The sequence below is a fragment of the Clostridium saccharobutylicum DSM 13864 genome (genome assembly GCF_000473995.1).
Classification (GTDB): Bacteria; Bacillota; Clostridia; order Clostridiales; family Clostridiaceae; genus Clostridium; species Clostridium saccharobutylicum.
This window is the reverse complement of the sequence record NC_022571.1, coordinates 1026661-1041487: the sequence shown is the minus strand read 5'-3', so window position 1 is coordinate 1041487 and position 14827 is coordinate 1026661. Positions and strand designations below refer to the sequence as shown.

The window sequence follows — 14827 nt, the reverse complement described above, 5'->3', positions numbered from 1 at the left end:
CCTCTAAAATGGAACCTATGAAATAGACACTTAAAAAAGACTATTTTTATAGGTTCTTTTTTTGTACAATAAAATCAAGTATAAATTCAGTCAGGATGTGAACTAATGAGTAAAAAACTATTTACTAATAAAGAAATTGAATTGTTATCAAAGAATAAATATATAAAAAACGTCACAAATAAAGCAATCACGTATACAGATGAATTTAAAATACTTTTTATCGCTGAGCGTAGCAAAGGTAAACTACCTATTCATATTTTTCAGGATGCAGGATTTGATACAGATGTTATTGGAAATAATAGAATTTGGTGCGCAAGTAAAAGATGGCGTAATATTTATAATGAATCAGGAGCGCTTGGATTGAGAGATTCTCGAAAATTAAATAGTGGTCGTCCACTAAAACGTGAACTAACCGTGAATGAAATAATAGCTAAAAAAGATGCTGAAATTGCTTATTGGAAAGCGGAGGCAGAACTATTAAAAAAATCGAGCTGCAAGAAAGGCAGGTGAAAAATAATAAATTAAGTTCAACATCAATATTCAAGATCATACAGAGTATAATTTCAAAATACAGTTATAAAAATATAATTTCTCATTTATGCAAAATAGCTGAAGTCTCTAGATCAGGATATTATAATTATTTAAATTCAAGTAATAAGCGTAATTCTAAAGATGAAAAGGATTTAGAATTAAAGCATATAATTCTTAAAGCATTTAATCATAGAGGCTACAAGAAAGGATCACGCTCTATAAAAATGGTTTTAGAACATGAATTTAATAGAGTAATAAATCGAAAGTGTATACAAAGAATTATGAGAAAATATAATATTGTGTGTCCAATTAGAAAGGCAAACCCTTATCGTAGAATGATGAAAGCTACTAAAGAACATACAGTTCTACCTAATACTTTGAACAGGGAATTCAAACAAGGTTTGGTCGGTAAGGTATTATTAACTGATATAACTTATTTAACATATGGAGCATCTAATAGAGCCTATTTATCTACTATTAAAGATGCTTCTACAAATGAAATTCTCTCGTATCATCTTTCAGAAAGTCTTACATTAGATATAGCTACTGAAACTGTTAAAAAGCTGATGAGGAATCATAAAAAATTACTTGATAAAGATGTTTTTATTCATTCAGATCAAGGCGTTCATTACACTAGTCCTAGATTTCAAAAACTTCTTAAGAAATATAAAATTGGACAATCCATGTCTAGACGCGGAAACTGTTGGGACAACGCCCCGCAGGAATCATTTTTTGGACATATGAAAGATGAAATAGACTTAAAAATTTGTACAACATTTTACGAATTAGAATCAACAATTAATAATTATATGGATTACTATAATAATTACAGATACCAATGGGGACTTAAAAAGCTGGCTCCTGTTCAATATCGGGACCAGCTTTTAGCTGCCTAGCCTTTTTCAAAATGTCCTTGACATAGGGACCATTTTACTCTTTGATATTAGCCTATTTCTTAACTAGCTTACCCACTGTCTCAACGTGCCTTGTTACAATCAACTAAATTCACTAAAGTAAAAACCTTCCGACTCTAATGAATATTTTTCTTTTCATGCGAATATTATGGTTTGCCCCCTCATACATTCTAATTAACATTCCATTCGATATAGACTAGCTTATGGTGTTTATATATACAAGTAAATGTTTTAAACTTTACCTTATCTTGTTTTAAACTTAAATTACAAAATTAATCATTCATTATTTAACTTATCATATAAATCCATTAACCTAATAATTTTTTTTCCACTTGCTTCAGCTAATTTTGGTGGAACTGCATTCCCTATTTGCAAGCTCATACTATCAAGGCCGCCATAAAATATAAAATTGTCATCAAAAGATTGCAATCTAGCAGCTTCTCTTACTGAAATTCCTCTATTTTGAATAGGGTGACCAAATCTTCCTTTCGTTATTGCTGTACAACCACTTGTTAATGTTGGTGATGGTTTATTTATACTCATAATACCATAAGTATCTCCATATGATGTATTAGCTTTTTTATGGCATTCAAGAACTAATTTTTCAGACAAACATTTTCTAGAACCACCATTTTTCCTAATGTAATCTAATCTTAACAAATTCGTGTCAGATAATTTTCTAGCAATGTGATTGTGTATTTTTTCATCTTCATAAGATTCACCAGCCTTTATGACTGGAAGATTCCTCAAAATCTCCCCAACAGAAACCCAATTTTTTTTTCTATTATTTATTCCATTCTCATAATGCGTTTGAATCGGAAAAATATTTTCTATTTCTTTAGGATATACTTTATTCAATTTTACATATACATCATTTCGGATACCATGTAAAACTAACCTTTTCCTTATTTGTGGAACACCATAATCAGCAGCATTTAAAGTATCGTATTTTAGATAATACTGTTTTTCTAATATTTTAATAACCCTTTTAAAAATTTCTTTTCCTACTCCTTTAGACATTCCTGGAACATTCTCCATAAGTATAAATGTAGGTTTCATTTCTTGAATTAATCGTGTATATTCAAAAACCAGTTGATTTTTTAAATCAGTAACATCTCTCTTGCCTATATTAGAAAATCCCTGGCAAGGTGGACATCCTGCTAAAAGAAAATTACTCCCCTTTTTAATTTTTGAATTTTTGAACAAAGTATATCCTGAAACATCTTTAATATCTTCTTTAATAATTACTGTTTTAGAAAAATTATTGGAATATGTTATTAGTGCATTCGTATCAATATCTAAGCCTAATCTAATATTGAATCCAGCTTTTTTTAAACCTAAAGAAAGACCTCCAGCTCCGCAAAATAAATCTATTGCATTATATTTCTTCATTTCAATCACTCCTCCATATAGGTTAACTTTCAAATATCGTATCAATTATTTTTATAATTCTTATACAATTGCTATTCTCTTCTTTTGCAAATTGATTTGATAAGATTGTTATAGTACTTCTATAATTGTCATCATTGATTTCACCATGTAATGAATTAGTGATTTCTTTAACTATTTCTTTTGCATTAATATTATTAATGTTGCTATATTTATTAATGATATTACCATATGTATTTCTAACATAATTACTATTTAATATAATAACTTCTGGAATAGATTTTGATGGTAAATAGTAAACATTATTATAATGATATTTTATGGATTGCTTGTATACATCTATTTTTTGATCTTCTCTTCCATGACCTTTATTACCATCAATATAACCATTTATTACACAATTTGTTGATTCCTTAAAATATTCTTCTAGAGTAGTCGCAGATTCTAATACAGACAAACTTAATGATTCTATATCGTATCTTTTCTCATAATTTTTATCACCATCAAGTACAATATACATTGTTTTTTGAAAATCATCATTTGTAGCAAATACAGGTAAATATTTAGTGATAATCGTTTCAGCTCCACCATGAACATATATAACATTAAAGTATTGTATTTTTCTAATTTTAGTTAATACTTTTTCTAATAATATTTTAGCTGATATATCTTCACAAATAATAGTTTTCTTATCACTAACATCATCCTCTATGTTATAAAAGGCTTCTTGGGTTGTTACACCATTTGTAATAGAAAATTTTCCTGTAATATTTGTTTCAAAAAGCTTCAAAGATTCTTTAGGCATTTCTTGTATTAAAACAGGTGAATGAGTAGATATAACAATTTGATGTTTTTTATTGATAATCTCATTAAGTAAAAAAGCCTTTAATCGTAGTTGAGCACTAGGATGTAATGAAACTTCTGGCTCATCCAACAGAATAAGAGAGAATGGTTTAGCATTCATTATTTTATATACTAATTTAATAATTGCACTTTCACCACTTCCGGAATTTGCTTCTGAATATGTAGATTTAAATCCTGTTTTAACAAATATAGATGTGCCCCATTTTTCATATACTTTATGTTTTACCATCTTAATCTCTATATAATTTTTACCTAAAATTTTATTTATTATTTCAATATGCTTTTTTTCCATTATAATCAACTTATCAAACAATTTATTATCAGGGTATCTTCCATACCTAGCATCATCGCCATCAAAAATTTTCGATAAGAATTTAGAATGTTTTCTTAAATAATCCTGTTTTTTACCATTACGAGGTTCAAAAAAGTAAAAATATTTGTCAAATGCACTTATCTCTCCTCTAAAATCAACATATATTACGTCCTTCACAACAGGATTATTACGTGAATTCTTATCAGATAGTGGTATCATTCCATCTGTTATGGATGGTCTAGTAGTTTCCCAATAATCTAAATCAGCTTTTTTGATGTTTGATTCTGAACGTTTAATTCTAGCTTTTCTTACCTCTTTAATATAACTTTTTGAATTTTCCTTGTACCCATAAAAATATCTATTTCTTTCTGAATCACCAGTTTCAACAATTGGATCAATATTAGTTGAAAACCAATATTCACCAGTGCTATATCCTTTAGGTGCTCCATAGAAAGCATGTAAAGTTGAACTTTTTCCAGAACCATTTTTTCCAATTAATATTGTCATCGGAAAATTCAGTTCAATCCTAGAATTAGGTTCTAAATTTTTATAATGTGGGAACACCATATATTCAATATAATTATAAAACTTCCCATTGCTTAACATTTTATCAATTTTATTAATATACTCATTAATTGTTTTTCTTATGCTATTCATTTTTTATCTTCTCCATAAACACAAATCTATATTTAGAGTATAGTAGATTTTAGATAATACTTCAATAACCACAAATTGAACTTTCATTTATAAATATCAATGCTTAATGCACTCTGCTTTCTTTTTGATTTATATTATAATCTTAAAAAATATTAAATATTATTTTTGCTAAAAAGTGCACACCCATAATTAGAAAAGAATCAGAGGCGTGCATGTCCATTATATAAATCTAAACTCAAAACTTAAAATTTTCCACCACTGTTTGTTCCAATAAACACTGAAATCAGTGGCTTTGCATTGCATTGCATTGCATTAAAATTCTAGTTCTTATTTGGTGGAGGCAAAGCGTGACATTTGAAATCTACTATTAATTTTTTAAGAACCATCAAACACTTTTAGTATTCGACGCGAAACTACATGCAAACTCTAAATCTTATCATGATTAAATATATATGAAATTTCCTTTCTATAAAAAACGTAAATTTTTGCTATCCTATACCTTCTTAATTGAAAATCAATTAATTCACAACTAATACTGACAACAAAAGTTTGTTTTTCACACAAACTTTTTTACTTTTCATATGTTTAAAATTATTATTATAATTTAAAATTATTTACTTGTTTAATCATATCTTTAGCCATATCTCTTAAGTTCTCTACTGTAGAGAATAAGTTTTCAGCAGTTGCACTCATTTCTTCAGATGAAGCTGCAATTTCTTCAGATGAGGCAGATGTTTCTTGTGAAATCGCAGATATATTTTCAACTTTGCTTAAAATATTATCTTTTTCTTTATTTATATTTTCAGCAGAAGAATTTGCGTTATTTATTTTGGGAATTACATTTTCAACTTCACCAACAATTTCTTTAAATGATTTTATTGTTGAATTTATTCCAGTTAATTGGTTATTTAATTCAATTTTCATATTGTCACTATTCTTTAAAATAGAACTTGTATCATTTGTAATACTGCCTAATAAGTGAGCAATTTCATCAGCAGAATTTTTGCTTTGCTCTGCCAATTTTCTTATTTCATCTGCTACTACAGCAAATCCTTTACCAGATTCCCCCGCCCTAGATGCTTCAATTGCTGCATTTAATGCTAATAAATTTGTTTGTTCTGCAATGCTATCAATTAAATTAGTAATTTCATTTACTTTATTTACATTTTGACCTAAAAGACTAAGCTTTTCTCCAAATTCTTTAAAAGTTACATCTACACTTTTTACTGACAAAACCAATCCACTCATATTGTCATTTCCTTCACTTGCTGTTTTATTAATGGAATTAGTTTTTTCTTGTATATCAGTTAGTGTCTTTGTCATTATTTCAATTGCTGTTGCAAAATTTGAAAGTATATTAGTTGCATTAATCAAATTATGTGCCTGTTCATCTGTACCCTTAGCAACTTCTTGAATTGCATTAGCAACTTCTCCTGATGAATTGGATACCGATTCAGCAGCGTCATGTAAATTTTCAGCTTTATTGTTAATACCATTAGAATGATTTTGTATTATTGATAACATTTCTTTTAATGATGACTGCATTGTTTTAGTTGATTTAGCTATTTCACCAACTTCATCATTAATCTTTAAATATTTAGAATCCATTTCTACTGAAAAATCACCATTTCCCATTAATTGTAGGTGACTAGCAATATTACTTATTGGATTTGCAATTTTTCTAGCAATAAAAATTGTTATCGCTATGCTTAATATTGAAAAAATTACAATAAATAAAATTGTTACCATCCCTATGCTTCTAGCACTACTCATAAATTCACTTGTTTCTACAAAACATATGTATGTCCAGTTTAAGCTTAAATTTGAATTTGATTGTTTTTGAACACTTATAGAATAATTATTACCATCTGGCATTTTAGTTTCAAAAGAAGTATTGTTATTATTGGTAATATCTAATTTACTTATATTTAATTCCTCTACTTCTTTTGAAACTAAACTTGTATCTTTAGGATTTGCCAACATAGTACCATTTTTATCTACTAATACAATATATCCATTCTTTCCGATTTCAATATTTTCGATCATTTTTGTAAGTTCATCAAGGTTAATATTCATAGTTATAACCCCTTTGATAGCGCCAGTAGAATCCTTTATTGCTGAAATAGAAATAATGCTTTTTGAACCATCTGAAGAAATATAAACATCACTTAAAATAGGTTTATCTGGGTGTTCAAGCGCTAATTTATACCAATCTCTTTCTCTTGCATCATACCCATTTGTTCTAGCTGAGGCAGGATATTGAACATAGCCACCATTTGATTCAACTCCTAATGAAATACTTGATATTTCTGGATGTGAATCTTTGAAGTTTTTAAAAGTATTGTAAACTTCTGCTTCATAAGAATTATTTTCAAGAGGGGTCATTTGAACTTTCCCAGACGCATCCTTCTTTTCAACATATGAAGTTATTCTTGAGTCTGCTTGTTGAATAAGAGAACTTTGGGATACCATGCGTGTATTTTGTTGAATTAATTCTAGATAATTTTCTATTCCATCATTTACATGGCTTATCTCTTTGTGAATAAAATTTGTATAATCGTTTTTTGTTTGATTAACCACTATTGCATAAGTGATTATTCCCATTAATAATAATGAAATTACAATTAAAGAAACAAAGTTAAATATTAATTTATTTTTTATACTGTATTTAAAATTTAAAACTTTTTTCATTTATTTATCTTCCCCTTTCGAATATTTTTCCCTTATTTATCTATATTGTACTATATTATTCCATGATTTCACATAGTAGATATTATTTTTTTATTATCTATATATTAACATTATAAAATAAGTACATTTTTTCTACTGTCTTTATCTTATCACTCTCTCTTTCTATATATTTTTTAAAATTTGGATAACACTTACATCTCTTTAAAAAATTTCAGTAATCATTTCCAAAATGCTCATAAAAAATTAGCTATTAACAGCAAAATGCAATTATAAAATATAATTATTTTTTCAGCTTTCTTATAAATCTTATAATCAAGTAACCTAAACCTCCAAAGAAAATAAGCTTTATAATAATTGCTACTATTCCATTTTTCAAATTACTGCTTTTAGTAGTTACTTTTGACGCAGTTACTGAATTATTAGGCACAGTATCTACATTACTTATTTCGTATAAACTAAAAGACCCACGAAAATCCAAATTCCAGATTTTCGTGGGTTTCATGTTAGAGGCAAAGCGTACTCTTTTAAATCCACTAAACTTTTTAGCATTAATTTTTAATTGTTTATGAAATAATTACTTACCTGTACCTGCTACAATAGAGCTGAACTTAAAGTAATCAAAATCTTTGCATATCCACTAGTATTAGGAGCAGTTATATAGTTAACTGTAGCTAATACACTTATTGATAAAACATATTTACTTAATATCTCCTACAAATGTAGTTACACTTTGTGCTGGAAGTGTTGCTGTAAAGTTTCCATTGTATACATTTGTGTTTGAAGCTGATTTAGCCAAATTTGCTGTTGCTGTAGTTTGCCATGATGATACACTAGAAACTTTGCTATTTGGCATAGTGAAGCTTTGTTTTACATCAGATGTTCCTTTGTTTATTGCAATAATAACTACTTTGTTATTACCTTTATACGCAGATAAGTAAACATTTGGTGTTGGATTCTTTGTTGCATCAACCCTTACATATCCAGGACGAACAAACTTAGAAAAATGAGCCATCATGTAACCACGCTTACTTACATTACCGTCTTCTTTAATGAAACCATATGATCTACGGATGTACCACCATACATATGCCTGAAAATCTCCCTCTACCATTGCATTGTTTATATGATCTGCAACATCTAATGCTTCTGGCCATCTATCTGCTGAGTTAGTATCACTATTTGGAACATACACTTCTGTCATCCAAAGTTCTTTTCCTGCTCCTTTTTGTTTAAAAAGAGGATAAGCAAAATCGTTAACTCTAGTACCATAAGTATGAGTACCAAGAATATCCATATTAGCAAGTGCCTGTGGATTATTCAAAATAGGGTCGTACATGTTTTTTTGATAAGAAAATGACTCAGGTGACATTACCCTACAATTAATTGATCCAGCATTTTCTTTGATAAATCTAAGTATTTCTTGTGGAGTCCACCATGTCCACTCTTTTCCATAATCAGGTTCATTTTGAACTGAAATAGCATAAAGATTAACACCATTATTTTTCATGTATGAAACAAAATCATTAAGATGTTGAGCATATGCAGCATACTTATCGTATCTAAGTCGTTTTGCATTTGTATCACCATTACGATTGAATTTCTCAGTCATATAAGCTGGTGGATTCCATGGTGTAGCAAAAACTATTGCTCCGTGTTCAATCGCTTTTTTTGCAGTTGCTAATTCTTTGTACCAATTATTTTTGTTATCATCTACATAGATTCTTAAAACCGAAAGACCTAACTGATTATCTCCATTGCCAAAAGCTGTTTCTCTTTGAGCTGCTGTCAAATCTCCAGCCCAAGCAGGAAGATTTATTCCTCCGAAACCTCTAATAACTTGTTTTTGTGCTGATAAATTTATTGTAGCATTCGATGCAGCATTAGCTGTTGTTGATAATCCTACAAATAGTGAACTTGTCATAGAAACTGTTAATAAAGATAGCAATATCTTTTTTATCTTAATATTCATTTTGATATCCCCCATTTTCTTTCAGTTAATTCATAAAATTTTCAATTGACTTTTTTAATTTACTTCTATAATAATTAAAAGTAGCTATTCAGGTACCCAAACAATTACATATTCTCATAATATTTAAATTAAATAAATGCATTTTCCTCTAAACGTATAAAATAATACATTAAACTACTAACTTACTGAAGTAATAATAGGAAATACTCCCGCTGTCACCAAAAGAATCAAAGGTAAATTTTCTGCTTCATCGTGATTTTTCTCAACTACAGATAAATAATAAAATAGGGTGTTGCAAAACGATTTTTCAAATCATTTTGCAACACCCTTTTCTTCTATATGTCTAAAATAAAGTTATAAAACACAAATATCCAATTTCCAAAACAGGCTCACCAAAACCCTCTCTAAAAAATTCTATAACTGCTTCAGTATTATTACCAATAATTCTTGAAAAAACTACAATATAATCTTTTACATCTTCAACATTTATTTCTTTATTTTCATTCATACAATATTTTAAAAATACAGCATACCTTACTAATAAATACTCTACTGCAATCATTTGAAATGATATAGTCATCTCCTCAATATCATCGCTTATGCAGCTACTTAAGATATCAGATACAATACAATTCTCAATTAACATATTATATTGTTCAAACAAACTTTTATAATCATGCCACTTTATTGAAAGACTTTCAATTTCAATATTTTCCGCAAACTCAGAAATATCTTTTAAAAGAATTTCAAAATTAGAAACTTCTTTATAATTCTTTATAATATCTAAAAATAGATAATTAATTTCTTCAACTGAATCATTTATGTCTGACTCTATTTCATTATACATATCTATAAGACCTTGCATATTCCCTTTGTTCTTATACCTTTCTAGTTCTTCTAATAAACCTTCTTCTCTAAAGTTTTCTTTTTCTAAAACAGTTAATAACATTTGACAACTAACGATAAGCTTATCTTCTAATGAAAAACTTTCCTTCTGCATAATATCAATCAAAACTTCCCTGATTCTAAGTTCTAATAAATTACTTTTTAAATTAGTACCATTTTCTGAAATAATATTTATTTTTCCATTTATGCTACTTATAAGTTCTACTACTTCAGGACATGCACATGATAGTGAGAGTTCCTTTCTATCTTCAAATATATTCTCTACCCTCGGAAACCTATGACATGTTGATGATAGATACTCTTCTCCAAGGCTTTTTACTACCTGGCATAACCCTTGTTTATCTAAGAGCGGACATGCTTCGTGATTTTCTTTATTTATAAAATATCCTTTTTTACTTCCACATTTTCTTATTTTTACATTATTTAAAATAAACTCTGCTTTATCATTTTCTTTTTTCCATTTATTATAGGTATCTGTATCTATACTAACGTCCCATCCATCACAACATGTAAACCTACATTTATCAGCTATGCACTTAAACTTATCATAATTTGTAATTTTTAAGGTATCTACTACTTTACTCATATAATGTTACTCCAACTTCTTATAATATTTGCTCAACCCTTATTATAATAGAATTCTTTAGTTTTAGTATACTGATTTACTTTCTTATATTAAATAAAACTTTATTTTTTATTCGCATACTTAGGCACATTTAAATTAAACCTATTATTTTATAAGTTTCTCATCAGAGTTCCCCTCATCTAAAATTATTTGAACATATCCTTCTATTATATTCAATATATTTTATCCCCCAAAAGACCATTGCGTAATTATTTGCTCCCCTTCATTTAAAGGAATTTCCCCTTCAGTAATACAAAATATCGAATTATCATCTGTTTCTTCATCCATACTCTCAATTGAATTATCTTCTTTCTTCTTTTTACCTGCATTCTTACTCTTTTTCGTTTCTAAAAGTATTGGAATATCATCCTGTGAATTGCTATCAGCATTCTCATTACTCATATTTTTATCATTTATATGAATATCAGCTTTACTGATCTCTTTATTATTAATTTCAATATTACAGCTTTCATTGTCTACAATACTTTCTGTCTTATTTTCACTGATTTTACTTTGAGGTTCATTTATTTTATTATCATTAATTTCAGCTTTTACTTTTTCACTTATCTTAACTTCTGGTTTACTTATCTTAACCTCTTCATGTTCAGATTTATTTTTTCCCTTAGCCTTTATATTTTGGTGCTTTGCAAAGTTTTTCACTCTATAAATATTATGTTCAGTAAGCTCAACCATTTCTAATTCTATTAATACATCTAATGCTAATTTAATCTCTTCAACACCTCTGTTGAATTCTATTGATAAAGTTTCTACTGTGTATGGAATGTTTTTTGAAAGATATAACTCACCTTCTAAATTAACTTTTCCAGCCAAAACCACAATTCTATTCCAAACATAATGAATAAGATCTCTTTCTGGTCTTCTATCTATTATTTTAAATTTAGTATCATCATACATATCAACTCTAAATTTTACATATTTTCTTTCTCTCATATTCATCATACCCCTTAAAATTATTTTTCCATCTATTATTTATATATTAAGGATATACGTTTCTATAAAGATTATTTCATGAAAATCAAAATTTTTTTAATTATTATGTCTTATTCTTCATTTAGAATATTATTACTAAAAATACAAAGTGCATTTTTTTGTATAACCGGTCTAGACAATTAAAAAGTGTAGATTTTTAGAAAATATCACTAAAAATCTACACCCACATAAAAAATATATTTCTTTTAAAAATTAGTTATCAATACCTTCATTTATTGATAGAATATTAATAATTTCACTTGATAAAATCCCGCCAAAACAACGATTAGCAAATAATAATATTACCATAATTGCTCCACTTATAGTCTGTAAAATTGCTAATAAAGTAGCATTTTTTAAGCCAGCTTTCTTATTTACTAATGTAAGTATAGCAATCAAGAATAGAAAAATTGCTACTGCAATACCTACAAATCCGTAATAATGTTCTTCAATTGCCGCAGAAAGAACAAGCGCTAAAAATATATTTACTATTCCAAATAAAATTGTTAAAAACTTAGGTAACCCCCTCACTCCATTATACCCGGTTTCATTATAAATTTTTTGCGCTAATTTTTTTAGCGGAAACATTGTAATAATTCCGACTATAAAAACTAAAATAATTAAAATCTATTTTAGGTGACATTATAAAATTATCATTAATTTTAGTCTAATGCATATTCAGTGGAGCTGCCCCCTACGCATAACAATAAAACCCACACATGTCTGTAAGGAGCTATTTAAGCTACATACAAGTAGTCGTGGGTTTCATGGTGGATGCGAAACATGACCTTTAAAATCCACCACTTATTATATCTTAAACCTTTTTCAGTGTTTAATATCTTTATCTTAAAATATCACTTTCAATATAATTTAAATTTTTTCTGAGTGCAGATGCTATATTCCAACTAATCTCTCCATTTTCAAATAAAGATTGTATAATATTTCTTTCTAATTGCATTGCCTTAATATCAGCTTTTTTCTTTTCATATTTATTCTTTTTTGCTAATCTAAGCTTGTTTGATATCAAATACACCCCTTGATAATATAAAATTATTTCTTTAAGCATTTCTTCATTTTCAGATGTAATATTAGATTTAGCATATTCGATTATGTATTCTGCATTAGTAGCCTGAAGTTCTTTCAGTGCTATATCCTTTAACTGTTGCTTACTTTTCTTTTTGTTTTGCATTTCTCTTAATATGTCCCTAATTCTTCTTATATTATGGATATATATGTATATTCTTTCCAATGTTTCTTTAACTATTAGTGAAAAGCCTTCTACAGATGATATTAATTTAATTTTATTTCTAACTATTTTTTCATAAGCATATGCAGTTGATTCTTCTATTTTTTCTTCTTGCAATAATTTTTTAGTATTCTCAATTTCCTTTTTATAACACAAATTCATCCACTTCTTATATTCTTTGCTACTTCTATTCCAGTTCTTATAATAAGAATTTCCATGCTTTAATTGATTAATACGATACCTATATTCATTTATGGTAAAATGAATGTATTTTTTGTTATCAATTTCTAATTTTAATTTATTTATAGTATCACTCCAAACCCTTATTTGTGCTTTATTCAAGGCTTCTAACCAATTTATATCTTCAGTTTTATCCCTTTTAGCAAATATAGGCAATATAAAAGTTGCAATAAAAAGCGTAACTAAAATTACTCCAACAGCCAAAAATAAAATAAGTGTTCTTTGTGGAAATTCCTGCCCATTATCCAATACTAAAGGAATTGAGAGAACTGTAGCTAATGTAACTGCCCCTCTTACTCCTGAAAGTGAAGTTAAAAGTGCAGCATGAAACTTAAACTTATCTTCTTTCACATCACATTTTTCTCCCCAAAATTTATACATAAATATAACCCACAAAAATCTAATTATAAGTAAGGCCAATGTTATTAATAAAATATCTATAATAGCCATCATATTGTTTATTGAAGTTTCTTTAAAAGCAGTTTTAATTATATTGGGTAACTGCAATCCAACTATTATAAATATAAATCCATTTAGAATATACACTATAACAGACCATGTATTGGATGATATTGCATTTGATTTTGCATTTTTTCCTCTTAATTTTTTCGATGATAATGAAAATATCATTCCAGCCACAACTACAGCTAGTATACCTGAAACTTTAAATACTTCTTCCGATATAATATATATTATAAATGGAGTTAGAATTTGGAGTAAAATTTCCACTGTAGTGTCTTCCATTCCAAGATTTTTTATCCAACGTTCAAAGTTAATTAGAATGTGTTCTAAAACTAATCCAGTAATAATTCCTCCAATAGACACCATTAAAAAATTTGTCGTTGCATTAAGCAATGAAAATGTTCCAGTTACTGCTGCTGCTAATGCAAATTTAAAACATACAAGTCCTGACGCATCATTCATAAGACCTTCACCTTCTATAAGATGTATTATCCTCTTTGGCAGCGAAATCTTTTTTGAAAGTCCACTAACTGCAACGTAATCAGTTGGCGATAAGGCTGCTGCAAGTGCAAATGCTACTGGTAATGAAATAGCTGGTATTAACTGATTTATAAGTAATCCAACTAATATTACTGTTACCGCAACTAAAGCCAATGCCATTAAAAGTATATTTTTTCTCTGTTTCCATAATGATCTTTTATCTGCTTTTTTCCCATCACAGAAAAGAAGCGGAGCAATAAACATTACTAAGAATGTATGTGGATCAAGCTCAATTTTAAATTCAGAATATATTATTGAAATTAATGCTCCCATTACAATTTGTACAATTGGCACCGATAAGAATGGTATAAATCTACTTATTATATTTGAGCATAAAATACATATTAATAGTATTAAAATATATGTAAACATATCTATACCTCCTTATATAATATATTTAGGTTGATAAAGGTAACCTGATTAGGATTATCAAATCTAAACATTATGTTTTAATTATAACATATTATTTAATTTGCCTATTAAAGGCATA

The 14827-nt window shown here is 27.9% G+C and carries 10 protein-coding genes; 1 reads left to right on the top strand and 9 read right to left on the bottom strand.

Going from position 1 to position 14827, the window contains the following annotated elements; genetic code table 11:
- The first annotated feature begins 105 nt into the window (after positions 1 to 105).
- A protein-coding gene (locus CLSA_RS04620; RefSeq protein WP_418235954.1) for an IS3 family transposase occupies positions 106 to 1427 on the top strand; the annotation gives its coding sequence in 2 pieces (ribosomal slippage) (positions 106 to 487 and positions 487 to 1427; 1323 coding nt in all).
- Positions 1428 to 1721: 294 nt separating this feature from the next.
- Here the strand turns inward: CLSA_RS04620 and CLSA_RS04615 are convergent.
- From CLSA_RS04615 to CLSA_RS04575, 9 genes are all read right to left on the bottom strand, one after another.
- Positions 1722 to 2837 (bottom strand): DNA cytosine methyltransferase, encoded by a 1116-nt coding sequence (locus CLSA_RS04615; protein WP_022744242.1) that lies wholly within the window; start codon positions 2835 to 2837, stop codon positions 1722 to 1724.
- Between the two features lie 22 nt (positions 2838 to 2859).
- Positions 2860 to 4668 carry an ATP-dependent nuclease gene (locus CLSA_RS04610; RefSeq protein ID WP_022744241.1) on the bottom strand — a complete coding sequence of 603 codons (1809 nt, stop codon included), beginning with the start codon at positions 4666 to 4668 and terminating at the stop codon, positions 2860 to 2862.
- 597 nt (positions 4669 to 5265) lie between these two features.
- The gene (locus CLSA_RS04605; RefSeq protein WP_022744240.1) at positions 5266 to 7359 is read right to left on the bottom strand and encodes a methyl-accepting chemotaxis protein; all 2094 of its coding nucleotides are present in this window, start codon (positions 7357 to 7359) and stop codon (positions 5266 to 5268) included.
- Positions 7360 to 7639: 280 nt separating this feature from the next.
- Complete coding sequence (locus CLSA_RS04600) at positions 7640 to 7861, bottom strand: hypothetical protein (protein WP_041716082.1); 222 nt, start codon at positions 7859 to 7861, stop codon at positions 7640 to 7642.
- A 195-nt stretch (positions 7862 to 8056) separates the two neighbouring features.
- Positions 8057 to 9328, bottom strand: a complete 1272-nt coding sequence (gene xynC, locus CLSA_RS04595) for a glucuronoarabinoxylan endo-1,4-beta-xylanase XynC (RefSeq protein ID WP_022744238.1) — start codon at positions 9326 to 9328, stop codon at positions 8057 to 8059.
- Positions 9329 to 9671: 343 nt separating this feature from the next.
- Positions 9672 to 10820: a flagellin lysine-N-methylase gene (fliB, locus tag CLSA_RS04590; RefSeq protein ID WP_022744237.1), complete on the bottom strand. Its 1149-nt coding sequence runs from the start codon at positions 10818 to 10820 to the stop codon at positions 9672 to 9674.
- Between the two features lie 222 nt (positions 10821 to 11042).
- Positions 11043 to 11810, bottom strand: a complete 768-nt coding sequence (locus tag CLSA_RS04585) for a phage replisome organizer N-terminal domain-containing protein (protein WP_041716080.1) — start codon at positions 11808 to 11810, stop codon at positions 11043 to 11045.
- 252 nt (positions 11811 to 12062) lie between these two features.
- Complete coding sequence (locus tag CLSA_RS04580; RefSeq protein WP_022744235.1) at positions 12063 to 12437, bottom strand: hypothetical protein; 375 nt, start codon at positions 12435 to 12437, stop codon at positions 12063 to 12065.
- A 253-nt stretch (positions 12438 to 12690) separates the two neighbouring features.
- Positions 12691 to 14709 carry a Na+/H+ antiporter gene (locus tag CLSA_RS04575; protein ID WP_022744234.1) on the bottom strand — a complete coding sequence of 673 codons (2019 nt, stop codon included), beginning with the start codon at positions 14707 to 14709 and terminating at the stop codon, positions 12691 to 12693.
- Positions 14710 to 14827: the final 118 nt, after the last annotated feature.